This is a genomic window from Halorussus marinus (assembly GCF_004521895.1).
In the GTDB taxonomy this organism is placed as follows: domain Archaea; phylum Halobacteriota; class Halobacteria; order Halobacteriales; family Haladaptataceae; genus Halorussus; species Halorussus marinus.
The window spans coordinates 14,003-36,849 of record NZ_SBIR01000011.1 but is presented as its reverse complement, the minus strand read 5'-3'; the positions used below and the strand labels follow the sequence as shown (position 1 = coordinate 36,849).

The following is a 22,847-nucleotide window of genomic DNA, read 5'->3' as shown; positions in this document are numbered from 1 at the left end:
CAAAAGCGTGGCCCTACCGGTCGGCGAGCGCGGCCGGGAGGTCCGCGATCGACTCCAGCACGTAGTCGGGCGCCGGGTCGGCGGCCGCGGCGTCCTCGCGGGTCGCCACGCCGGACAGCACGAGCGCGGTCGTCATCCCCGCCCGTTCGCCCATCGCGAGGTCGGTGTCGAGGCGGTCGCCGACCACAAGACACGACCCGGCGTCCGCCCGGACGCGGTCGAGCGCCGCGGTCGCGGCCCGCTCGGAGGGCTTGCCGAGCACCGCCTCGGGGTCGCGGTCGGCCGCGCCGGCGAGCGCGGCCACGATCGCGCCCGAACCGGGCAACGGGCGACCGTCGACCGGGATCGTGCGGTCGGGATCGGTCGCCACGAACGTCGCGCCGTCGAGCGCCCACAGCCCGTCGCGCAGGCGGTCGTAGGTGAACTCCCGGTCGATCGACCCGACCACGACCGCCGCGGTCTCGGGATCGTCGGTCAACGCACGGTCGCGAGCCGCGAGCAGGTCACACAGCCCCTGCTCGCCGACGACGTAGACGGGGTCTCCGGGGTGCTCGTCGGCGAGGTACTCGGCGGTGACGACCCCGGAGGTCAGCACCTCGCCGGGGCGAACCTCGAACCCGAGGTCGGCGAGCCACTCGCGGTAGGACGCGGGTTCCCGGGTGGGGTTGTTCGAGAACAGCAACACGTCGGCCCCGGTCTCCCGGAGTCGATCGAGCGCGCCGATCGCGCCCGGGACGGGGTCGCCGCCCCGGACCAGCGTGCCGTCGACGTCGAGGACGACGCTTTCGAAGCCAGTCATCGAGCGGGAGTTAGGACCGCCGCCACAAGGGTCTGTGGCCCGCGATCGCGTCGGTCCGATCGCCCGACCACAAAGTACTTGCCCGCCACACGTAACCGGCCGAACATGAACCGCGAGACGATGCTGGCAGTCGCGATCGCCGCCGTCGTCGCGGTGTCGGTCGTCGCGGCCGCCGCGGTCCCGGGGGCGGTGGCGGACGCCGAACCCGAGGACGTCCGCCCGAGCTACCTCGACATCGAGGAGGTGTCGATCACCCCCGGCGAGGTGTCGGGCGCCACGGCGACGCTGTCGGTCGAGACCCGCCTCGACCACCGTGGCGGCGACGACGAGAACGTCACCGTCCTCGTCCGGGCGGTCCACCTCGACTCCGGGCTGGTCGAGACCACCGACGAGGTCGCGGTCCCGCCGATCTCGGGCGACCGCGAGGTGTCGGTGGTCCAGAACCTCTCGGTCGAGCGATCGGGCGGCTACCGGATCGAGACCGTGGTGTTCCGCGACGGCGAGCGCATCGGCGAGGGCAGTAAAGCGGTCCGGGGCGTGGGGACGCTCACCCCCGCCTATGCCGAGACCGACGTGCGATTCCACTGGCTCGGCGGCGACCTCCCCGCCGTCGAGTACAGCGTCGCCGAGACCGACGGGAACCGCACCGTCCTGAACGTCTCGACCGCCCTCACCAACGACGGCGACGCCGCCTCCGAACAGCTCCGGGTCGTCCTCACCGCCCGGCAGGCCGACTCGAACATCGTCGCCGACCGCACGACCGTCCGGGTCGGCACCATCGCGCCGGGGCGGACCGCCTCGCCGAGCGCCGAACTCGAGGTGCCCGACGGCTACAACTACTACCTCGACGCGGTGCTCTGGAAGGACGGCGTGGTCGTCGGCACCGCCCGGAGCGCGGCGAACCTGAACCCGACCGAGACCCTCTCGGTCAACGAGACCGTCCGGGAGGTCGGCGTCGAGGTGAGCGACTTCGAACGCGGCGAGGACGCACCGAGGCGCGAGACGACCGAGGCCAGCTACGACGGCGGCGGCGGCGGAATCCCCGGATTCACCGCCGTCGGGGCGCTCGCGGCGCTCGTCGGCGCGGTACTGCTCGCACGGAGACAGACATGACCGAGACAGACGATCCGAACGCGACCGAGGAACCGGCTCCGTCGACCACCGGCTTCGACGTGCGGACCAACATCTACCGCGGCGCGCTGGGGCTTTTCGCCCTGCTCGCGGTCGTCGCGGTCGCGCAACTCTACGCCAGCGTCGGCGCGACTATCGACACGTTCATCTCGCGGCGCTACCAGCCGCTGTACCGGACCGCGTTCAATCTGGTGGTGCTTCTCGCGGCCGGGATCGGCATCTCGTGGAGCGTCCGCCGACTGAGCGGGGAGTGAGTCACCGCCGGTCGTCGAGCCGACGGGCGGCGTCTTCGGCCTCCCGCATGAACCGCTGTTGGGCCGCGCCGGTCGACGCGCCTTCCTCGGGGGTGACTCGCTCGTAGCTCCCGTCGGCGGCCATCTCCCATCGGTTCCGATCGTCCGAGAGCAACGCGTCGAGGAGCCGATCCAGTTCGGCCCGCAACGCCGGCGACTCGATCGGCGCCACCGCCTCGACCCGATTGTCGAGGTTCCGACTCATCCAGTCGGCCGACCCGAGGTAGTAGCCGGGGTCGTCGTTCGCGAAGCGCCAGACCCGCGAGTGTTCGAGGAATCGCCCGACGACGCTGTAAACGTCGATGTTCTCGCTGACGCCCTCCACGCCCGGTCGGAGCCGGCAGATGTCTCTGACCACGAGGTCGACGTCGACGCCGGCCATCGACGCCTCGTACAGTTCGGCGACGAGTTCGGGGTCCTCGAGCCGGTTCATCTTCGCGACGATGCGGGCGTCCTCGCCTCGACGCGCACACTCGGCCTCGTTCCGGACGAGGTCGACGAACCGCTCGCGCATGTTGCCGGGCGCGACCAGCAGCTTGCGGTACTGCTCGTGGAGCGAGTGGCCGGTGAAGTAGTTGAACAGCTTCACGAGGTCCTGGCCCACGTCCCGATCGGCGGTCAGCAGTCCGAGGTCCTCGTAACGCTTTGCGGTCTCGGAGTGGTAGTTGCCCGTCCCGACGTGCGAGTAGAGCCGGACCCGATCGCCCTCGTCGCGGACGACCAGCGACACCTTGGTGTGGGTCTTGTAGCCGATCGTCCCGTAGGCGACGTGGATGCCCTCGGATTCGAGCTTCTTCGCCCACTCCAGGTTGTTCTGCTCGTCGAACCGGGCCTTGAGTTCGACCATCACCGCGACCTGCTTGCCGTTGCGCGCGGCCTCGATGAGCGTCTCGATAATCCGCGAGTCGCTGGCGGTCCGGTAGATGGCGGCCTTGATCGCGAGCACGTCGGGGTCGCGAGCCGCGGATTCGAGGAACCGCTGGACGGTGCCTCCGAACGAGTGGTACGGGTGGTGGACGAGCACGTCGTCGTCCCGGATCGTGGCGAAGATGTCGTCGCTGTCGGCCAGCCGCGGGTGGGGCTTTGGAGTCCACTCGGCGAGCTTGTGGTCCGGGTACTCGAGGTCGGTCAGCGACGCGAAGTCCCGGAAGTCGAGCGGGCCGGGCAGTTCGAACACCTCCCGCTCGGTGAGCCCGAGCTGTTCGGTGAGCACCTCGCGGATCGCGGGATGGGCGTCGGACTCGATCTCCAGTCGGACCACGGTGGCGAATCGGCGCTCTTCGAGGACCTCCTCGATCATCTCGATGAGGTCCTCGGCGACCTCCCCGTCGCGGCCGACCTCCGCGTTCCGTGTCACCCGAAACAGCGAGTGATCGACGAGTTCGACGTTCGGGAACAGCAGTTCGAGGTTGTCGGCGATCACGTCTTCGAGCAGGACGAACCGGTCGTCGGCGTCGTGGCCGACCGAAACGAGCCGCGAGCGGTTCTGGGGCACCTTCACCCGCGAGAAAGTCGGATCGGCACCGGGGTCCTCGCGGGTCAGCACCGCGAGCGACAGGCTCAGGTTCGAGATGTGGGGAAACGGATGCGCGGGGTCGAACGTCAGCGGCGTCAGCGTCGGCAACACCGAGCTCTCGAAGTACGTCCGCAGGTCGGCCCGCTCGGCGTCGGTGAGATCGTCGTACTCGAGGATCTCGACGCCGATCTCGGCGAGCGCGGGCCGGATCGCCTCGCGGTAGCACTCGGTCTGGCGCTCGAAGAGCGGCCGAGCCGTCTCCAAGACCTCGATCCACTGCTCGCGGGGCGTGCGGCCGTCGGGGGTGCGCTCTTCGACGCCCGCCGCGATCTGCTGTTTCAGCCCGCCGACCCGCTTGCGGAAGAACTCGTCGAGATTCGTGGTGACGATCGCGAGGAACTTGACCCGCTCTAGGAGGGGGTTGTCGTCGTCGAGAGCCTCCGCGAGGACGCGCCGCTGAAAGGCGAGCTCCGAGAGCTCGCGGTTGAGATAGAGGTCGGGGTCGGTCCGATCGAAGCGGTCGAGCGTCCCGTCGTCGGCCGGTGGTTCGGCGTCGCCGGCTATCGACTCGTCGTCCGCCATGACTACGGGATCACGGCGTCGCGGTCGCCGTCGGGCGCGACGACCTTGTCGTCGCTCCTGTCGAGGTACTGCTCGCGGGCCGGCACCGAGACGAACGCCCCGGCCGCACAGTCGTAGGCGGTCAGCTCGCCGCCGTGGACACAGCCGGTGTCGAGCGCGACCGCGTGCTCGCGCTCGGTCGCGCGCCCGTGGACGGTGTGACCGAAGAAGATCCGGGGCGGGCCCTCGTACTCGTCGTACCAGAGCGGGCCCTCGTAGGCGTCGTCGGCCCGGGGCGCGCGCATGTTCAGCAGGTCGGTCGCATCGTGGTCGGCCAGCGCCCGCCGGGGGTCGACGCCGCCGTGGACCACGAGCCCGCCCGGCCACGAGATCGCGACCGGGAGGTTCTCGACGAACGTCGCGAGCGACTCGGGGAGGTCGAGTCCGGTCTCTCCCCGGAGGTACTTCGCCTCGTTGTTCCCGAGCACGCTCCGGAGGTTCGGGCTGTCGCGGACGAGTTCGAGCACGCCCCGGGTGTCGGGGCCCTTCCGGACCAGATCGCCGACGAACACGACGAGGTCGTCGTCGCCGGGGTCGAGCCGATCGAGGAGGGCTTCTAGCTCCCGACGACAGCCGTGGACGTCGCCGACGACGGTGACGCTGTGCCACTCGTCGGCGTCGAGGCGCTCGTGGCGGGGCTCGACTGCGGGGCCGAACACCGGTCGGATCTCCGAATCGCGTCGCTCGGTCCGTGTAACTCCCATGTGATCGTCCAGCGGTTCGGAGAGCCGGTATTAACGGATTGCTATGAACGCTATATAGGGGCCGGTAGCGGTCCGAAACCGACGGTCGAGGCGGGCGGTCGGGATCTCAGCCCCGGAGGGCCTCGACGGGCTCGGACTCGGCGGCCTTCCACGCCGGATAGAGCCCGCCGACGACGCTCGCGGTCACGCCGAAGGCGAACCCGACCACGGCGTACCGGAGCGCCTCCGCGCTGAACGCGAGCGGATCGCCGAGCAACGCGCCGTTGATCAGCGATCCGACCGCGAAGCTGATCGCGGTCCCGAGGATCGCGCCGGTCAGTCCGAGCAGCGCCGCCTCCGCGAGCATGATCCGGAGCACGTCCATCCGGTGGTAGCCGACCGCCCGGAGCACGCCGATCTCCTGCTTGCGTTCGATGACGCTCATCAGCATCACGTTGGTGATGCTGACCCCCGCCACCACCAGCGAGATGGCGCCGATCCCGATGAGAAAGAGGTTGATCTGTGCGAACGCCTGATCGATCTGCTCGGAGACGTCGGCGCGCTCGAAGACGTTGATGAGCTCCTCGCGACCGTTGAACTCGTCGCGGATCGCCATCGCGGTCGCGTTGGCCTCGGTCGCGCCGTCGGTCCGGACGATGACCTGGCTGTAGCCCTCGCCGTCGAACTGCTCGACCGGCAGGACGACCGCGTCGTTCGGGCGCGCTGGCGCGGCCTGACCCTCGTCTTGGAGGACGGCCTGCACTCGATAGGTCTCGGTGACCTCGACCGGCTGGCCGTCGCGGGTGACGGTGCGCCGGAGTTCGAGCTTGTTGCCCGGTTCGAGGTCGTTCCGATCCGCGAACGTCTGGCCGATCAGCGCGCCCTTCCGCCAGTTGCCCGGGATCGACCCCCGACGGACCTCGTAGAGCGACTCGGGATCTGTGACTCCGTAGACGGTCACGCCGCCCGACCCCTCGCCGACCGTCCGGGACTGTCGCTGTTTCAGCGGCACGATTTCGCTGTCGCCGGCGAGGCGGTCGATGATCTGGACGTCGCTGTCGGTGAGGTAGGCGGGGTCTTTCTCGCCGCTCGCGTACACCTGGAGGTCGCTCCCGATCTCGCCGATAGTCTCGAGCTGGGCCTCCTTGAACGCGACGCCGAACATCCCGAGCGACGCGATGGCGACCACGCCGATGACGATCGCAAGCACCGCGAGCGCGGTCCGGGTGCGGGCCCGCGCGAGGTTTCGGCGGGCCATCAGGAACGTCGGGACGCGCCGCCACAGCGGCTCAAGCACGCCGGTCACCCCGACTGTGTTCGGCGTCCGCGCCCGACACGATCGAGCCGTCGATGAGCTCGACCACCCGGTCGGCGTAGTCGGCGACGTAGTCGTCGTGGGTGACCGTCACCACCGCGACGTCGTCGTCCTCGCAGATCTGGCCGAACTCGTCGAGGATGACGTCGCCGGTGTCCCGGTCGAGGTTGCCGGTCGGCTCGTCGGCCAACAGGAGGTCGGGCTGGTTCACCAGCGACCGGGCGATCGCGACCCGCTGTTTCTGGCCGCCCGACAGCTCGTCGGGGTAGTGGTCGAGCCGGTCGCCCAGCCCGACGCGTTCGAGCAGTTCGGTCGCCCGCCGGGTGGTCTCTTTGGGCTCGCCCGCGAGCAGTCGCGGGACCTCGACGTTCTCCCGGGCGGTCAGCGTCGGCACGAGGAAGAAACTCTGGAAGACGAACCCGATGGTCTCGCTCCGGCGGTCGGTCCGCTCGGCGGTCGTCAGCGTCGAGACGTCCTCGCCGTCGAGCAACACGGTTCCCCGCGTCGGGACATCGAGCAGCCCGAGGATGTTGAGCAGGGTCGACTTCCCGCTCCCGCTGGGGCCGACGATGGAGACGAACTCGCCGCGCTCGACCTCGAAGTCGATGCCAGCGAGCGCGCGGACCGTCTCTCCGCCGGTCTCGTACTCCTTGACGACGTCGGTTCCGGTGACCAGCGACATCTTACCGGCGGGTCCACCAGACGCCCGCGACGATCAGGAGCGCGACCAGCCCGCCGATCGGGACCAGCGGGATCGAACTCCCGCCCGAGTTCGATTCGTCGCCGGACGGCGCGGGGCCGACGTCGACCTCGACGGTCCGAGTCCGGGTCACGTCGTCGACGACGTAGCTCACCCGAAGCGGGACGGTCGTCCGGTTGTTCGAGAGTTCGGCGTTCACGTCGAAGGTGACGAAGTCGCTCGAGTCGACCGTCCCGACGAAGTACTCGGGCTGGGGCTGGGCCTTCCGGACGTTCTGGGCGTCGGCGACGCTCACGACCACGCTCTCGACCGCTTCGCCGCCGAGGTTGGCGGCGCTCCCCGAGACGGTGAGCCGGTCGCCCTGCCACTCGGCGTTCACGCCCGTCAGCGAGACGTTACCGGGGTTGTCGGGCGGAGTCAGGTCGGCGGTGGCGGTCCGGGTGATCCGGCGTTCGACGCCGTCGCCGTCGGTGTAGGTCAGGGTGAGGTTCACCGGATACGTCCCCGACTCGGCGCTCCGGGCGCGGTAGGAGAACGTCCGCTCGGACCCGCCGGCCAGCGAGGGAACGACCCGGCGGTTCTCGCGGATCGTGACGTCGTCGCTGTCGGCTTCGAGCGAGACCTGTCGGACCGCACTCTCCATCCCGTTCGAGACGGTGACGTTGAGCGACCGCCACGCACCCTCGACGGCCGACTCCGTCTCGACCGCGAGCTGGGGGTGGTCGGTCGGCTGGGCCGGCGGCGTGAAGTCAGCCCGCAACAGCCGGGTCAGCCGGCGGCTCTCGCCGTCGGCGGTCGTGTACGAGAGCTCGACCTCGACGGGGTACTCGCCGGCTTCCTCGACCCCGCCGGTGAACTCGAAGTCGGTTTCCGCGCCGCTCTCGAGGCGGGCTCGGATCTTGGCGTCCTCCTCGATCGAGACGTCCTCGCCGTCGACGTCGACCGAGAGCTGTCTGATGGCGTCGTCGCGGCCGTTCGAGACGGTGACCGTCATCGTGCGGGCGTCGAGCGAGACCGCTGACTCGGTGTCGAGCGACAGCTGGGGGTGCTCGCCGTTCACGCGGAGCGTGAGCGGGTGGACGACCCGCCGCTGTTGGCCGTCACGGCTCTCGAGGACGACGTGGACGTAGAGGTCGCGCTCGCCGGTGTTGTTGAGCGTGGCCTCGAACCCGCGGCGTTCGGTCTCGCCCGGTTCGACCGTTGTCGGGCCGGGCTGGTGACTCTCGCGGAGCTTCGAGCTTCGCATCTCGCCGTCGCGGAGTTCGAGCCGGCTCACGCTGTAGGCGGTGTTCGACGACTCGGCGTTCGTGACGGTGGCCGCGATCCGGAACGGCTGTTCGGGCGACGGGAAGTCGGGGGCGTCGACCGACACCGAGACGAAGTCGTCGTCGGCGACCGCGGTGCCCGCGCCTGCTGGCGCGACGGTCGCGACGACGAGAATCGTTACGAGCAACGTTGGGACGGATTTTCGCGTCATTGTGTACAGTGAATCTCGTGGGGGTTGAAGCGGCGTCAGACGGCGACTCCGCGTGTGGAGGGTCGTGGTTCGGCGCCGTCGACTGAACCGTTCGGCTACCTGTGTAGACGTAACACGGGAAAGCGGCCGGATAACTATTACGATACAGACAGGAAAGTGTCGGTCTACAGCCGATCGAGGGCGAACAGGTCGAGGTCGTATTCGCGCTCGACAACCCCATCCACTGATAGGTCCGCGAGCGCCTCGCCGACCGCGCTACAGAACTTGAAGCCGTGGCCGGTGAACCCGGCGGCGACCGCCACCTGCGGGTGGTCGGGGTGGCGCCCGAGGTAGTGGTGGCCGTCGTGCGACCGGGTCAGGAGACACGTCTTGAGCCCGAGAGTGGTCCCGGCGGCGGCCGGAAACTGGGCCTCGACGGCCGCCCGCAACCGGGCCGCCTCGGCGTCGGTCGGCTCGCGGTCCATCCGATCGGGGTCGACCGCCTCCGGATCCTCCGGGGTCCGGCCGATCTTGATGCCGGGCACGTCGTGGATCGGGAAGCCGTAGGTGTGGTGGTCCTCGCCGTCGACGATGAAGACCGGGAACGACTCGGGGGTGAACCGCTCGGGCGCCTCCGGACGGAACCACGCCATGACCCGGCGCTCGGGCGTGAGGTGCTCGCGCAACGCCGGCAGGACCTCGCCGGTCCACGCTCCGGCGGCGACGACGAGTCGGTCCGCACGGTACCGACCCCGCTCGGTGGTGACCTCGACGCCGTCGCCGACGGGCCGCCAGTCGACCGCCGGCTCCCGGGCGCGGATCTCGGCCCCGGCGTCGAGCGCGCCTTCGACGTGGCCGACGATGCAGTCTTCGGGCACGAGAAAGCCGCCGTCGGGCTGGACGACCGCGCGGTACGACGCCGGGAGATCGTAGCCGGGGTATCGCTCGGACAGTTCGGCGCCGGTGAGCAGGTCGTACTCGAAGTCGTTCGCCTCACAGCACTCGATCGCGTCCGCGACGTACTCGCCGTCGGCGGGGCCGGCGTGGACCGACCCGGTGCGGTGCAGGAGGTCGCGGTCGGTCTCGGCCGCCAGCTCGTCCCAGAGGTCGCCGGCCCGGCTCGCGAGCCCCACGTAGTCGGGATGTTTCGTCTGGACGAGCCGGAAGATCCGGGTCTCGCCGTGCGAAGACCCCATGTCGTGTGGCACGTCGTAGCGCTCGAGTCCGAGGACGTCCAGTCCCCGGCGGGCGAGGTGGTAAACGGCCGCGCTTCCCATGCCGCCGACGCCGACGACGATGACGTCGCGGCGCGCGCCGGTGTCGTTCGCGCGAGACACTGACGGTACTCCCGAGAGCGCGATATTATATCTTTCCCGTCCGACAGGGTCGCGAGGCCGACTCGCTTCGCGCGGGCTCAATCTGTCGGTCGCGAACGGGACGACCGACCGGCCGGGAATGTACGTCGACTAATACTTATGCGTGACGTGTAAACGCACAGACGACCGAACGGAGAGTTCGAATATGGTTGATCAATCGCTTCCCGGTTCGGACGACGGCGGCGGCAGAGAGATAACGCGCGGCGTCGCGGTCGCGGCGGCGGTCCTGGTGGCCGTCGCGCTCGCGATAGGGTGGTACTTCAGGCCGTGGTTCCAGGGGCTCGTCTACCTCCTGTACACGACGCCGATGGTGCTCGTCGCGGGCGCGGTCGCGGCCGCGGTGACAGCGACGCTGTGGCGGCGGGACTTCCCGCTCACCGCGAACGCCGCGCTCGGCATCTTCGTCGTCGTGCTCGTCGCGGGCACCGGCGCCGCGGGGCTGTTCGCGGGCGAGGAACTCGGGACCTCGACGATGGCCGACTCCGAGGTCACCGGCGGGCTCTCGGAGGTAGACCCCGACCGACCGCGGGTCGTCACCAAGAGCGTCGCGAGCCGGTACGCCTCGAACACGCTGAACTTCCCCCAGTACCGGATCAGCGGCGGCGACATCACCGTCTACAACGGGACGCCCCACTGGTCGTACGCGCTCTCGCCCGACGGGACGTGGAACCACCTGACGAAACAACAGCACGGCACCGTTCTGGTCGATATGACCCGCCAGAACGCCCAGACGGAGGTCGTCACCGGCGACCTCCGGAAGGGGATCGGGACCGCGTTCTACAACCACTACAAGTGGCACACCGTCAAGAACGGGGAGTACCTCGTCGACTACGAGGACCCGTTCATGGTCGTCCACGAGGGCGAACAGTACGTCGCGGTCCCCTACACCAAACCGGAGTTTCACTGGACGCCGGTCCCCCACACGACGCCCGAGTGGGGCGGCGTCGCGCTGATCGACAGCGAGGGCTCGCTCGAAGACCTCTCGCCGGCCGAGGCCCGGTCGCATCCGGTCCTCGAAGGCCAGAAGCTCTACCCGCTCTCGCTGGCGCGCCAGAAGGTGGCCGCGACCAAGTACCGCAACGGCATCGTCAACACCTTCACGAGCCACCGCGACGAGATCGAGGTCGCGCCGGTCCCCGGCGAGGACAACGACCAGCCGTTCGTGGTGCTGACCGAGAACGGCCCCGAGTACGTGGTGGCGGTCGAGCCCTACGGCGATGCACAGGGGCTCAAAGAGGTCTGGACCGTCGACAGCCGGACCGGCGACTTCCAGCGGTACTCGCCAAACGAGTCGCTGTTCGGGCCCCGGAAGGCGACCGACTACGTGCGACAGGCCGCCCGGACGACCGACTGGAACCGGTTTACCCCCTCCGAGCCGATCCCGGTGGTCGTTGACGGGGAGTTCTACTGGGAAGTCCGGGTGGTACCCGAGGACAGCAGTGGGATCGCGTACATCGCGTTCGTGAACGCGCGATCGAGCGACGTCGTCGAAGTCGAGCAGACCGAGGAGGTGTCGGCGTTCCTGCGGGGCGCGACCGTCGCGCCCGACGCCGGCGACGGCGAGGGGTCGACCGACGGCGACGCCCCCGAGATGATCGTCCAGCGCGTCGCCGATAACGGCACCGTGCTCGAAACGCTGGAAGTGTACGGCAACGAGTCGATCCAGATCGAACGGGGCGCTCGCAACGAAACCGACGGTCGGTGAGCAAGCCCCCGGTCGCCGGCCTCAGAGCCGGTCGCGACACCCGTCGATGAACGACGAGAGCTTCGACCCGACTTCGGGCTCGACGCTCAACAGGACGCTGTGACACTGCTCGTGGGGGAACTGGAACACGTAGGCGTTGTCGTGGTAGTGGACGATCGCGGCCTTCGATCCGATCTCGGTCTCGGGACGCTCGTGAACCCCCGCCTCGAAGTCGATCCGAAACGACTCGGCGACTCGCTCGTAGCGGTCCTCGGTGTAGGTCTGTCGGATGTCGTCGCGGATGTAGATCGGCTTCCAGTCGTCTTCGAAGAGGACGAACACGGTCCGTAAGGCGTCGCCTAACTGATCGGTCGCGTAGCCCGCCAGTCGCTCGCCCGTGGCAGACGGCATGCGCTGGAGATGGCAACACCCCCACTTAGAGCTAGTGGTACGGAATCACCGTCGGCCTCGTCCGGATCGACCGACGTCCGCCGACCGGCGCTGACGAGCGGGACGCTGTCGAAAGATAAGTGCCGAAGTTAGGTGGCTGGGGAGTTGCGGCCCCAGTTTCCGGACGGACAGTCCCCGCCCGGAAAGGAGGTGGGCCAACACGGATTTGAACCGCGAACCTCCCGGTTATCAGCCGAGCGCTCAACCTGATTGAGCTATTGGCCCAGGTGAGCGCATTCTTTGGTTGCCCCCTCGGATGTTTAAGCGTTTCCTTTCGCCGACGGTTCGGTACGCCCTCACGGGGTTTTCGACGCCGAGCCCCCCACGGCGATCCGATCGAAGCCGCCGGTCTACCGGTTTTCGTCGTCCTCGAAGTCGATGTCGTAGGCGTCGTCGTCCATCCGATAGGTGTCGTCGTCGGTCGACGAGTCGCGCGTCGCCTCCCCGGAGTCGGCACCGCCCGTGCCGGGACCGCCGGGACCGAACCCGCCGCCTGCGCCCGGCCCCGCGCTCGCGTCCTCGGCGTTCGGGAACCCGAACGTGTAGACGTTGCCGGTGGCGAACCCGCCGGTCTTCTGCTCGACGTAGGGTTTGATCACCCACTTCTGTACCGCCTCGCGGACGAGGATGCGACTCGGCGGGAAGGCCAACAGGAACCCGACCGCGTCGGTCACCAGCCCGGGCGTGAGCAGGAACGCGCCCGCGGCGATGAGGAGCGCGCCGTCGGTGAGTTCGTCGGTCGGGACGCCGCCCTCGGCGAGGCGCCGCTGGAGTTTGCGGACGGTGTGGCGGCCCTCGGCGCGGACGAACAGCATGCCGAGCAGTGCGGTCAACACCACGAGCGCGACGGTCGGGACCGCGCCCAACTGCGCCGCCACGAAGACGAGGAACAGGGCGTCCAGCAGCGGGATGAGGAGGAGCGCGGCGAGTGCGCGTTTCATCGGTCGTTCTTGATCCGGATTGTCGCTCGCGCGGTAAAACCCTTTAGGTGCGAGGGCTTTCGTCGCGAAGCCGTCTCCAGTCGAGACGGAGGTAGTGAACCAGCGTCCCGGTCAGCCCGAGGCGCTCGACGCGTCGCGGGGACGTCTCGACCAGCGCCTCGGGGTGGTAGCCCGTCGGGTACCGCCGCGCGAGTTCGCGGCTGAAGGCGGTGTCCTCGTTGGGCACGTTCGGGAACCCGCCGACGTCGGCGTACGCGTTCCGGCGCACGAAGCAGTTGAACCCCGGAAGGATCGGCCGACCGAGCCGCGGGAAGACGTGGTTGATCGTCGCCGCCATCGCCGTCGCTCGCAGACAGCCGGGCATGCGACATCGCGAGGACGCGGCCGCGAGCCCGTTCTCGCGGACGAACGCCAACATCGCGTCGAGGTAGTCCGGATCGACCGCGGTATCGGCGTCGACGAACGCCAGCCACTCACCGTCGGCGGCCTGCGCCCCGCGGTGGCGGGCGGCGCCGATACCGGGGTCGCGCTGGTCGACGACCGCGGCGCCGTACCGTCGCGCGATCGCGGCGGTGTCGTCGTCGCTGTCCCCATCGACGACGACGATCTCGTACTCTCGGTCGGTCCGCTGGTCGCGGATGCTCGCCAGCGCGTCCGGGAGGTAGGCCGCCTCGTCTTTCGCGGGGACGACGAAGCTGACTGCGGGCATGGTGGGGACTCCGATTCGGGTCGACGGAGTTCGAGGGCGAGGAGTAAGGGTCTTTCCGCCGGGGGTCGTAGGACCGACCGGCCGATGACGAGGCGATCGCTCCGAGCCGGTCTCGGCAGCCGGCGGTGACGAGCCCTATGAGTGCCGAGGCCGACGCCGTTCGAGCCGACGGGGCTCACTCGTTTCGTTCGCGATGACGCGCTTCGAGCCGCTGGTATCGGTCGTCGGCCCGCGCTCGCTCCAGCCAGACCGCGTAGACCAGCGCGGCCTCTCGCTTGTCGTGGTCGGCCCAGTGGACCGGCTCGCGAGGCTCGCCGTCCTCGTACTTGCGCCCGCCCGGGTACCGGGCGTAGCGCATCGCCCGGGTGTAGCCCATCTGGAGGTACTTGCGCGCCATATCCATCCCGACGAACTCGCCGGTCCGGCCGTAGGCCCGAAACTGGTCGTAGATCGCTTCGCCGGCCTCGTCGGCGGTCTCGCGGTCGGCGTACCCCCACAGCGGGAGGAGTTCGGACTTGTACGGCTGGACTTTGAACACGCCCTCCTCGCCGCGGCCGATATCGTAGCGCTCGGGATGTCGCCGGTAATCGACGTCGTGGGCCGCCTCGTCGCGGACGTGGGGCGGCGCGGTCGCCTCGGCGCTTATCGGGCGGCGAGTCTGTGGCCTCGTCGCCGTCGGACGCTCCGACCGTCTTCTCGTCCGGGTGCGAGTCGTCGGGTGTCACGCTTTCGAGTTCGCGTTCGTCGGTGAAATGTCCTGCTCACCCGCCGGCCGACCGACAAAACAACCATGGGCCTGTCGTCCGAAGGGCCGGTATGAACAGCACGTCCGTCCCCGCTGAGGGCCGACCGCGGCCGGCCGCGTCGGGGTCCGATCGCGACAGACGACCGCGAGGGCCGCGATGACGGTCCTCGTGCTCGGCGACCAGCTCACGCGGCGGGTCGGGCCGGTCGCGGCCCGGCCCGACGACCGCGTGCTGTTGATCGAGGCCCGCGAGTTCGCCCGTCGGCTGCCGTACCACCCCCACAAGCTCACGCTCGTGTTCGGCGCCATGCGGGCGTACCGCGACGAGCTCCGAGACGCGGGCCGCGAGGTCGAGTACGTCCGCGCCGAGACGTTCCGGGAGGGGCTCGCGACCCACTTCGACGCCCACCCGAACGACGACCTGACGGTCATGCGACCGTCGAGCCACGGCGGGGCCGAGCGGCTCCGACGGCTGGTCGAGCGCGAGGGCGGCCGGCTCGACGTCGTCGACAACGACCTGTTTCTCTGCTCGCGGTCGGCGTTCGCGTCGTTCGCGAGCGATCGGACCCAGCCGTACCGCCACGAGGAGTTCTACCGGTTCATGCGCCGGAAGACCGGCTACCTGATGGCCGACGGCGAGCCGGTCGGCGGCGAGTGGAACTACGACGACCAGAACCGCGAGTTCCCCGACGAGTCGTACGATCCGCCCGACCCGCCGGCGTACGACCCCGACGAGCGCACTCGCGAAGTCGCCGAGTGGGTCCGCGAGGAGTTCGACGGCGGGTACGAAGCGCCGCCGTACGGCGGCGACTGGGCCGACCCCGAGCCGTTCCGCTGGCCGGTCACCCGCGCCGACGCCCTCGACGCGCTCGATCGGTTCGTCGACGAGCGCCTCGCGGCCTTCGGGCCGTATCAGGACGCCATGCTCGAAGACGAGTGGGCCATGCACCACGCCCTGCTGTCGGTCCCGCTCAACCTCGGGCTCCTCGGTCCCGACGAGGTCATCGAGCGAGTGCTCGACGGCGTCCGGGCCGATCCGGACGTCCCGCTGAACAGCGTCGAGGGGTTCGTCCGCCAGGTCCTCGGCTGGCGGGAGTTCGTCCGGGGCGTCTACGCCGAGACGATGCCGGAGCTCGCGACCGCGAACCAGCTCGAAGCCAGCCAAGCCCTCCCGGAGTTCTACTGGACGGGCGAGACCGAGATGGCCTGCCTCGCGGACGCGGTCGACGGAGTTCGAAAGCGCGGGTACAGCCACCACATCCAGCGGCTCATGGTGCTTTCGAACTTCGGGCTCCTGTACGGCGTCGAGCCCCGCCGGCTCAACCGGTGGTTTCACGCCGGCTACGTCGACGCCTACCACTGGGTGACCACGCCCAACGTCGTCGAGATGGGCCTCTACGGCGCGGGGGCGTTCGCGAGCAAGCCGTACGCCGCGTCGGCCAACTACGTCGACGGGATGAGCGACTACTGCGGGGGCTGTGCCTACGATCCCGACGCGACCACGGACGAGGGCGCCTGCCCGTTCAACGCCCTCTACTGGGACTTCCTCGATCGGAACGAAGAGCGCCTGGGCGACAACTACCGGATGGGCCTCGTCTACTCGCACCTCGAAGACAAGGACGTCGAGGCGATCCGCGAGCGCGCCGAGACGGTCCGGCGCATGACCGACGACGGGGTGGTCTGAGATGGCGACGATCGCCGACCGGAGGCACCGATGAGCCGGCCCCGGACCGCCGTGGTCTGGTTCCGGCGGGACCTCCGGACCCACGATCACGAGCCCCTCGTCGAGGCCGCCGCGGCCGACCGGCTCCTGCCGGTCTACGTGTTCGACCCCGAACGCTACGGGACGCGGGAGTTTGGCGGCGACGACTCGTTCGCCTACGAGAAGACCGGCGGGTTTCGCACGCGGTTCCGTCTGGAGGCCGTCGCGGACCTCCGGTCGCGGCTCCGGGCGGCGGGCAGTGACCTCCTCGTCCGCGTCGGCCCGGCGCCGGCCACGGTGGCCGACCTCGCCGACCACGTCGACGCCGACGCCGTGTACGCACACACCCGCCCGACGCCCGAAGAGCGCGCCGTCGAGACCGCCCTCGCCGAGCGGCTCGCCGACGCCGGCGTCGCGTTCGAGCGGTACTGGGGCCACACGCTCTATCGGCCCGAGGACCTGCCCTCGAGCGTCGAGGAGATCGACGACACGTACACGCCGTTCAGACACGCCGTCGAGTCGGAGGCGACCGTCCGGGAGCCCCTCGATCGGCCCGCGGTGCCGGCGCGACCGGCGCTCGAGCCGGGCGAGATCCCGACCGCCGAGGCACTCGGCGTCGAGCCCGCGACCGACGACGACCGGGCGGCGCTGGCCTTCGAGGGCGGGGAGACCGCGGGACTCGACCGACTGGAGACGTACCTCTGGACGACCGACAGCCTCCAAGAGTACAAACAGACGCGCAACGGACTGGTGGGTCGGGACTACTCCTCGAAGCTCTCGGCGTGGCTCAACGAAGGGTGTCTGTCCCCGAGACGGGTCCACGAGGCGGTCGAGCGATACGAGGCCGAACGCGTCGCCAACGACTCGACCTACTGGCTCGTCTTCGAACTGCTGTGGCGGGACTTCTTCCAGTTCCAGTTCACCAAACACGGCGCGCAGTTCTTCGCGCGGGAGGGGATCCGGCGCCGGGAGATCGACTGGCGCGAGGACCCCGCGGCGCTCGCCCGCTGGAAGCGGGGCGAGACCGGGATCCCGTTCGTCGACGCCGCGATGCGCGAACTCACCGAGACCGGCTACCTCTCGAACCGGGGCCGCCAGATCGCCGCGTCGTTTCTCGCCAACGACCTCCGGATCGACTGGCGACGCGGCGCCGCGTACTTCGAGACCCGGTTGGTCGACTACGACCCCGCGTCGAACTACGGCAACTGGGCGTACGTCGCCGGCGTCGGCAACGACTCGCGGAACCGGAAGTTCGACGTGCTGGGTCAGGCCCACTACTACGACCCCGAGGCGGCGTACGTGAAACGCTGGGTGCCCGCGGTCGAGCCCCTGGAGCCGGCGGACGCCCACGCACCGTGGCGGCTCTCGGCCGAGCGCCGACGCGAACTCGGCGTCGAGTACCCCGACCCGGTGATCGAACTCCCGCCCGCCGACGAGACCGACGAGTGACCGGCGGGGCGGACCGACCTCGCGCTTGCCGCCGCGGCGTCGCCGACGAGGTCCGACCGCGTCGCGTGCCCGCGGTCTCCGTGGGCGGAGAGCGAACGGTTTTTGGAGCGGTTGTCCGAACACGCGCCATGGAGAAGCTACGCGAGTCGCTCCACGACGCACCGATCGTCGACAAGGACGGCTACCAGTACCTCGTCCACCCCATCAGCAACGGGGTGCCGATGCTCGAACCCGAACTGCTCCGGGAGGTCGTGGTCGGGATCACGCAGGCGGCCGATCTCGACGTGGACAAGATCGTCGCGCCCGAGGCGATGGGAATCCACATCGCGACCGCGCTGTCGCTCCAGACCGACGTGCCCCTCGTGGTCATCCGCAAGCGCGAGTACGGCCTCGACGGCGAGGTCGCGCTCCACCAGACCACCGGCTACTCGGAGTCGGAGATGTTCATCAACGACGTCGAGGCGGGCGACCGCGTGCTGATCGTCGACGACCTGCTGTCGACCGGTGGCACGCTGGCGGGCATCACCGACGCGCTCGACGACATCGGCGCCGAGATCGCCGACATCGCGGTGGTCATCCGGAAAGTCGGCGGATCGGCGCTCGACGACACCGACTACGAGGCGACCAGCCTCGTCGACATCTCGGTCGAGGACTACGAAGTGACCATCCACTGACCCGCAGGTCCGGCCGTCGCGGACGCCGAGCGCGCGACGGTGATCGGCGAACCGCGCCGTCGGTCTCTGCGGGTCGCCCGATTATTATGCACGAATTTGCGCATATCTCTGCATTCAGGGCCCGAATATGCGCTCGAACGCGGAACTATTATTGAGGGCGACCGTCTCGTGGGGCGTACACAATGTCGAGCGAGACGGACGGAGAGATAGACATCGAGTACGACCTCGACGAGCGACCGCCGCTGGCGAAGTCGCTCCTGCTCGGGGTACAGCACGTCGCGGTGATGATCGTGCCGGCGACCGCGGTCGCGTACATCGTCGCGGGCGCGGTCGGGCTGGACGCCGCCAACACCGCCTACATCGTCCAGATGGTGTTGCTGTTCTCCGGGCTGGCGACCGTGGTACAGGCGTACACCGTCGGGCCGGTCGGCGCGCGCCTCCCGATCGTGATGGGGACCAGTTTCACCTTCGTGGGCGCGGCCTCGACCATCGGCGTGAACTACGGGCTCGGCGCGGTGTTCGGCGCGATACTCGTCGCCGGCTTCGCGGTCGAGGGGCTGATCGGCTGGCAGTTCAAACGCATCAAGCCCTTCTTTCCGCCGCTGGTGACCGGACTCGTCGTCGTCATCATCGGGCTCTACCTGATCCCGGTCGCGATGGACTACTCGGCCGGCGGCGTCGGCGCGAGCGACTACGGCGCGCTCCACAACGTGGGGCTGGCCGCGCTGGTGCTTTTCGTCTCGGTCGGGCTCAACCTCTTTACCGACGGCGTCACGCGCCTACTGAGCACGCTGGTGGGGCTGGCGGTCGGCTACGTCGCCGCGCTCGGGCTCGGACTGGTCGACTTCGGGCCCGTCGGGGCGGCGTCGTGGGTCGCGGTGCCCCAGCCGGGCGCGTTCGGCTTCGCGTTCGAACCGGTCCCGATCGTCACCTTCGCGTTCCTGTTTCTGGTGTCGGCGATGGAGACGGTTGGCGACATGTCGGGCATCACGGCCGCCGAGGGGCGAAACCCCGACAACGACGAACTCCGGGGCGGGCTGTTCACCGACGGCCTGCTGAGTTCGATCGGGGCGGTCTTCGGCGCGTTTCCGGTCACCTCGTTCTCCCAGAACGCCGGCATCGTCAACTTCACCGGCGTGATGAGCCGCCACGTCGTCGGCGTCGCCGGAGTGATCCTCGCCGTGCTGGGACTCAGCCCGAAGGTCGGCGCCGCGGTCGCTACCATCCCGAGCGCGGTGTTCGGCGGCGCGGTGTTGCTGATGGCCGGGATGGTCGCCGCCAGCGGGGCGCGGCTCGTCTTTCTCCACGTCGACCTCGACCGGCGGAACATGGTCATCCTCGCGACCTCGCTCGGGCTCGGGCTCGGGGTCGCGACCCGCCCCGACGCGCTCCAGGGCCTCCCGCAGGCCGCCCAGACGTTCTTCGGCGAGCCCGTCGTGGTGACCGCGCTCACGGCGCTGGTGTTCAACACGCTCACGCCCGGCGACCAGAGTCCGCTGTTCGACGCGCCGCCCGAGGAGACCGTCGACGAGGTCTCCGAGAGCCCCGCCCCGACCGACGACTGACCGGGCGGCGCTCGACCGAGTCGCCCCGTCTCCGCGTCGTCGGGCCGGCGTGTCGACCCACCGGCCCAAATCGCCGAACGGTTTCTTTTCGTGCGTCACTCCGCGGCCGACGCGCCGCTCCCGGCGTCGTACTCGTAGTCGTCGCCGATCTCGTCGAGGACCCGATCGTGGAACTCCTGGAGGACCGCGCTCTCGTCCTCGGCGAGCACCACGTCGCTCGCCATCAGGGTGGCGAGTCCGAACGCCTTCGGCGTCGGGGAGTCGACTCGGTGTTGGACGACCTCGACGTCGCCGGCCCGCACGTCGGCGATCACGTCCTCGATCGCCGACACCGCCAGTTTGTCCTCGACGATCTCGCGGTAGGTCTCCTCGACGACCGCGAACCCGTCTAACTCCTCGGCGAACCCGAGGAGCATCTCGCTCGAGACCTGCTGTTCGCTCGCGGACTTCTCGTAGCCCTTGTAGCGTTTGAGGATCATCAGCGCCCGAGTCGCGTTGATCCGGAAGTACCGCTGGAGGAGTTCGGTGCCCCCGAGCGCCGCCCGGAGGTCCGGCCGCACGTCGTCGGGGTCGATGTCCCGGACGATCTGGGCCACGTCGACTTTCCGGTTCAGCGGCATCGACACCGTGAAACCGTGGTCGGCGACCGCGACCGAGACGTTGGTGTTGGCGGCGTTGGCACACCGGTAGGCGACCAGTCGCGAGAGGCCGTCGTTGAACTGCCGGCCGTAGTTCGAGTGGACGTAGTACCGGCGCTCGTACTCCGACCGGTCGAGTTCGACCTCGACCGGGAGCCGCGCGTCGGTCGCGACGCTCGCGGGGCCGGCGTACCGGACCTGCTCGTCGAACATCCGGGCGATCGCCCGGACGCTGTTCTCGTCGAGCGGGAACTCCCGGAGCCACACCCGGACCGCCGGCCGACCGCGCTTCTCGAAGCGATCGAGGAGGTCGGCCTGAAACGCGAGGATCCCCCGACCGAGGTCGTAGGACAGCGGCAGTCGCTCGGAGAACCACGACGGGACCGTCGGCCGGGCGTTGGTCCGATCGGCGTACACCTTCGAGCCACGTCGGTACCGGAACTCGAAGTTCTGGCCGCCGAGGACGAACACGTCGCCTTTCTCTAAGGTGTCGAGATACGACTCGTCGAGGTCGCCGACCCACTCGTCGTCGGCGCGGGTGAACACGTCGCAGGTGAACGAGTCGGGGATGGTCCCGATGTTGGTCATGTAGATGACCCGAGCCAGCCGGCCGCGCTTGCCGACCAGCGGCTCGCCCACGTCGTACTCGGGGTAGTGGTACTCGCCGTCGGGCGGGTCGTTGTCGTCGCGCCAGATCTTCGCGTAGACGTTCTTGTCTTCGAGCCCCTCGTAGTCCGAGGTGAGATACCGGAACAGCGTCTCGAACTGGCCGTCGTCGAACCCCCGGTACGGGTAGGCCCGCCGGAGCGTCTCCCGGACCTCTCGCTCGGGCCGGACCGCGTTTATCGCCATCCCGTAGACGTGCTGGGCCGCGACGTCGTAGGCCTCCTCGGGGACGAACACCCGGTCGACGAACCCCTCTTGGGCCTTCTTGAGCATGACCGCACACTCGACGAGTTCGTCGCGGTCGAGCGCCACGACCCGACCGGTGACCGTCTGGCCCAGCTGGTGGCCCGCCCGCCCGACGCGCTGGAGGAGCGACGCCACCGACTTCGGGGAGCCGACCTGCACCACCAGATCGATGTAAGGCATGTCGATGCCGAGTTCGAGGCTGGTCGAAGTGGTCACCACGTCGAGGCTCCCGGTCTTGAGGTCGGCCTCGATCGACTGGCGGGCCTCCTTCGAGAGACTGCCGTGGTGACAGCCCGAGTTAGACTCGTCGTAGGCGTCGTAGCGCTCCCGGAGGTTCTGGAGGACGCGCTCGGCCCCCGACCGGGTGTTGGTGAACACCAGCGTGTTGGTGTGCTCCCCGATCAGATCGTGGAGTTGGTCGTAGAACCGGTCGGTGACGACCTCCCGGGGCGTGTTCACGAGGTCGTCGGTCGGACACCGGAGTTCGATGTCGAACTCCCGGAGGAACCGGGTGTCGACGATCTCGCAGTCGCGGGGCGGTCCGACCGGCGCGGTCGAAGCGCCGTCGCCGTCGTCCGCGCCAGCGCTCGACTCCCGGCCGACGAGGAACTCCGCGATGGTGTCGAGGGGCTCGACGGTCGCCGAACAGCCGATCCGGGTCGGCGACGACTCGGTCATGTTCTCCAGTCGCTCGAGGCTCACCGCGAGGTGGGTGCCCCGCTTGCCGCCGGCGAGGCTGTGAATCTCGTCGACGACGACGTACTCGACGGTTTCGAGCTTCCGCTTGAACTTCGGGGAGTTGAGCAAGATCGCGAGCGTCTCGGGAGTCGTGTTCAGGATGTGTGGCGTCTCCTCGAGCATCCGCTGGCGCGCCGAGTCCTCGGTGTCGCCGTGCCGGATGGCGTGGCGGATCTCGGGGTCGCCGTCGGCCCGCGCCGCGATCCCCGAGAGGGGTACCTCCAGATTCCGGTGGATGTCGTTGGCAAGCGACTTGAGCGGCGAGACGTACAGGCAGTAGACGGAGTTTTCGAGTCCCTCCTCGCGCTCGCGGCGGAACAGTTCGTTGAGTATCGCCGTGAACGACGCCAGCGTCTTCCCGCTCCCGGTCGGGGAGGCCACCAGCGCGTTCTCGCGCTCGCGGACAAGCGGGATCGCCTCCTTCTGGGGCGGCGTGAAGAAGCCGCCGTTCTCCGGGACGAACTCGCCGAACCGATCGACCCACCACTCCCGGACCGCGGGCTCCAGCGACTCCAGCACCGGGGCGTCGTCTATCTCGACCGATTCCGGGTCGAAGTCGTTCTCCCCGCGCGCCAGCAACTCGCGGGCTCCCATTTACCCACGGTTGGGACCCGGCGCATAAGACCGTTTGGCCACCGGAGTGAAAGTGAAACCGCCACCGGTCGATCGCCTGCGGTGTGGGGAGTTCGGTTCGATACCTCTTCGGAGGAGGCAAGCGAAAATAGTACTTAAATTTATGGCACCCGGTGG

Annotated in this window: 19 protein-coding genes and 1 tRNA gene; 7 read left to right on the top strand and 13 right to left on the bottom strand. The window is 69.2% G+C overall.

The annotated features are described in order from the left end of the window. Positions 1–13 precede the first annotated feature (13 nt). A complete protein-coding gene (locus tag EPL04_RS14140; protein ID WP_134671845.1) occupies positions 14–799 on the bottom strand; it encodes an HAD-IIA family hydrolase in 786 nt (261 codons plus the stop codon). A gap of 105 nt (positions 800–904) precedes the next feature. Here EPL04_RS14140 and EPL04_RS14135 point away from each other — a divergent pair, with 105 nt between their 5' ends. Together EPL04_RS14135 and EPL04_RS14130 are read left to right on the top strand one after the other, a co-directional pair. Beyond that, positions 905–1,912, top strand: a complete 1,008-nt coding sequence (locus EPL04_RS14135) for a DUF7490 domain-containing protein (protein WP_134671844.1) — start codon at positions 905–907, stop codon at positions 1,910–1,912. After that, on the top strand, positions 1,909–2,184 hold the full coding sequence (locus EPL04_RS14130; protein ID WP_134671843.1) for a hypothetical protein: 276 nt from the start codon (positions 1,909–1,911) through the stop codon (positions 2,182–2,184). Before EPL04_RS14135 ends, EPL04_RS14130 begins: the two co-directional genes overlap by 4 nt. A 1-nt stretch (position 2,185) precedes the next feature. On the opposite strand, the gene ppk1 is transcribed toward EPL04_RS14130, so the two are convergent. The 6 genes from ppk1 to solA form a co-directional block, all read right to left on the bottom strand. Then, complete coding sequence (gene ppk1 / locus EPL04_RS14125; RefSeq protein ID WP_134671842.1) at positions 2,186–4,321, bottom strand: polyphosphate kinase 1; 2,136 nt, start codon at positions 4,319–4,321, stop codon at positions 2,186–2,188. A 2-nt stretch (positions 4,322–4,323) separates the two neighbouring features. Continuing rightward, entirely contained in the window at positions 4,324–5,064 is a 741-nt protein-coding gene (locus EPL04_RS14120) for a metallophosphoesterase family protein (protein WP_134671841.1), read from the bottom strand. Positions 5,065–5,170: 106 nt separating this feature from the next. Continuing rightward, positions 5,171–6,301, bottom strand: coding sequence for an ABC transporter permease (locus EPL04_RS14115; protein ID WP_134671840.1), 1,131 nt, complete (start codon positions 6,299–6,301; stop codon positions 5,171–5,173). Between the two features lie 31 nt (positions 6,302–6,332). Further along, on the bottom strand, positions 6,333–7,040 hold the full coding sequence (locus EPL04_RS14110) for an ABC transporter ATP-binding protein (protein WP_134671839.1): 708 nt from the start codon (positions 7,038–7,040) through the stop codon (positions 6,333–6,335). A gap of 1 nt (position 7,041) precedes the next feature. Next, entirely contained in the window at positions 7,042–8,535 is a 1,494-nt protein-coding gene (locus tag EPL04_RS14105) for a hypothetical protein (RefSeq protein WP_134671838.1), read from the bottom strand. Positions 8,536–8,699: 164 nt separating this feature from the next. Then, a complete protein-coding gene (gene solA, locus EPL04_RS14100; protein ID WP_245154582.1) occupies positions 8,700–9,851 on the bottom strand; it encodes an N-methyl-L-tryptophan oxidase in 1,152 nt (383 codons plus the stop codon). A gap of 184 nt (positions 9,852–10,035) precedes the next feature. On the opposite strand from solA, the gene EPL04_RS14095 reads away from it, so the two are divergent. Then, positions 10,036–11,595, top strand: coding sequence for an ABC transporter permease (locus EPL04_RS14095; RefSeq protein ID WP_245154581.1), 1,560 nt, complete (start codon positions 10,036–10,038; stop codon positions 11,593–11,595). Between the two features lie 21 nt (positions 11,596–11,616). Here EPL04_RS14095 and EPL04_RS14090 read toward each other — a convergent pair whose 3' ends face one another. The 5 genes from EPL04_RS14090 to EPL04_RS14070 all read right to left on the bottom strand — a co-directional run bounded on the left by EPL04_RS14090 (position 11,617) and on the right by EPL04_RS14070 (position 14,320). Further along, the gene (locus EPL04_RS14090; RefSeq protein ID WP_134671837.1) at positions 11,617–11,985 is read right to left on the bottom strand and encodes a hypothetical protein; all 369 of its coding nucleotides are present in this window, start codon (positions 11,983–11,985) and stop codon (positions 11,617–11,619) included. A 190-nt stretch (positions 11,986–12,175) separates the two neighbouring features. After that, positions 12,176–12,249, bottom strand: a tRNA-Ile gene (locus EPL04_RS14085). A 125-nt stretch (positions 12,250–12,374) separates the two neighbouring features. Then, entirely contained in the window at positions 12,375–12,965 is a 591-nt protein-coding gene (locus EPL04_RS14080; protein WP_134671836.1) for an FxsA family protein, read from the bottom strand. A 43-nt stretch (positions 12,966–13,008) separates the two neighbouring features. After that, complete coding sequence (locus EPL04_RS14075) at positions 13,009–13,674, bottom strand: glycosyltransferase (RefSeq protein ID WP_134671835.1); 666 nt, start codon at positions 13,672–13,674, stop codon at positions 13,009–13,011. 175 nt (positions 13,675–13,849) lie between these two features. After that, positions 13,850–14,320, bottom strand: a complete 471-nt coding sequence (locus EPL04_RS14070) for a DUF4385 family protein (protein ID WP_134671834.1) — start codon at positions 14,318–14,320, stop codon at positions 13,850–13,852. 256 nt (positions 14,321–14,576) lie between these two features. On the opposite strand from EPL04_RS14070, the gene EPL04_RS14065 reads away from it, so the two are divergent. The 4 genes from EPL04_RS14065 (at position 14,577) to EPL04_RS14050 (ending at position 19,809) form a co-directional block, all read left to right on the top strand. Then, positions 14,577–16,103, top strand: coding sequence for a cryptochrome/photolyase family protein (locus EPL04_RS14065; protein ID WP_134671833.1), 1,527 nt, complete (start codon positions 14,577–14,579; stop codon positions 16,101–16,103). A gap of 30 nt (positions 16,104–16,133) precedes the next feature. After that, positions 16,134–17,570, top strand: a complete 1,437-nt coding sequence (locus EPL04_RS14060) for a DASH family cryptochrome (RefSeq protein ID WP_134671832.1) — start codon at positions 16,134–16,136, stop codon at positions 17,568–17,570. A 128-nt stretch (positions 17,571–17,698) separates the two neighbouring features. After that, positions 17,699–18,244 (top strand): hypoxanthine/guanine phosphoribosyltransferase, encoded by a 546-nt coding sequence (gene hpt, locus EPL04_RS14055; RefSeq protein ID WP_134671831.1) that lies wholly within the window; start codon positions 17,699–17,701, stop codon positions 18,242–18,244. 182 nt (positions 18,245–18,426) lie between these two features. Beyond that, positions 18,427–19,809, top strand: a complete 1,383-nt coding sequence (locus EPL04_RS14050; RefSeq protein WP_134671830.1) for a uracil-xanthine permease family protein — start codon at positions 18,427–18,429, stop codon at positions 19,807–19,809. Between the two features lie 95 nt (positions 19,810–19,904). On the opposite strand, the gene EPL04_RS14045 is transcribed toward EPL04_RS14050, so the two are convergent. After that, on the bottom strand, positions 19,905–22,691 hold the full coding sequence (locus EPL04_RS14045; RefSeq protein WP_134671829.1) for an ATP-dependent helicase: 2,787 nt from the start codon (positions 22,689–22,691) through the stop codon (positions 19,905–19,907). Positions 22,692–22,847 lie beyond the last annotated feature (156 nt).

Coding starts and splice junctions, on each gene's coding strand:
- EPL04_RS14060 (WP_134671832.1), top strand. CDS start 16,134: ATGAGCCGGCCCCGGACCGCCGTGGTCTGGTTCCGGCGGGACCTCCGG.
- EPL04_RS14075 (WP_134671835.1), bottom strand. CDS start 13,674: ATGCCCGCAGTCAGCTTCGTCGTCCCCGCGAAAGACGAGGCGGCCTAC.
- EPL04_RS14115 (WP_134671840.1), bottom strand. CDS start 6,301: ATGGCCCGCCGAAACCTCGCGCGGGCCCGCACCCGGACCGCGCTCGCG.
- EPL04_RS14065 (WP_134671833.1), top strand. CDS start 14,577: ATGACGGTCCTCGTGCTCGGCGACCAGCTCACGCGGCGGGTCGGGCCG.
- ppk1 (WP_134671842.1), bottom strand. CDS start 4,321: ATGGCGGACGACGAGTCGATAGCCGGCGACGCCGAACCACCGGCCGAC.
- hpt (WP_134671831.1), top strand. CDS start 17,699: ATGGAGAAGCTACGCGAGTCGCTCCACGACGCACCGATCGTCGACAAG.
- EPL04_RS14110 (WP_134671839.1), bottom strand. CDS start 7,040: ATGTCGCTGGTCACCGGAACCGACGTCGTCAAGGAGTACGAGACCGGC.
- EPL04_RS14090 (WP_134671837.1), bottom strand. CDS start 11,985: ATGCCGTCTGCCACGGGCGAGCGACTGGCGGGCTACGCGACCGATCAG.
- EPL04_RS14045 (WP_134671829.1), bottom strand. CDS start 22,691: ATGGGAGCCCGCGAGTTGCTGGCGCGCGGGGAGAACGACTTCGACCCG.
- EPL04_RS14130 (WP_134671843.1), top strand. CDS start 1,909: ATGACCGAGACAGACGATCCGAACGCGACCGAGGAACCGGCTCCGTCG.
- EPL04_RS14105 (WP_134671838.1), bottom strand. CDS start 8,535: ATGACGCGAAAATCCGTCCCAACGTTGCTCGTAACGATTCTCGTCGTC.
- EPL04_RS14135 (WP_134671844.1), top strand. CDS start 905: ATGAACCGCGAGACGATGCTGGCAGTCGCGATCGCCGCCGTCGTCGCG.
- EPL04_RS14095 (WP_245154581.1), top strand. CDS start 10,036: ATGGTTGATCAATCGCTTCCCGGTTCGGACGACGGCGGCGGCAGAGAG.
- EPL04_RS14120 (WP_134671841.1), bottom strand. CDS start 5,064: ATGGGAGTTACACGGACCGAGCGACGCGATTCGGAGATCCGACCGGTG.
- EPL04_RS14080 (WP_134671836.1), bottom strand. CDS start 12,965: ATGAAACGCGCACTCGCCGCGCTCCTCCTCATCCCGCTGCTGGACGCC.
- EPL04_RS14140 (WP_134671845.1), bottom strand. CDS start 799: ATGACTGGCTTCGAAAGCGTCGTCCTCGACGTCGACGGCACGCTGGTC.
- EPL04_RS14050 (WP_134671830.1), top strand. CDS start 18,427: ATGTCGAGCGAGACGGACGGAGAGATAGACATCGAGTACGACCTCGAC.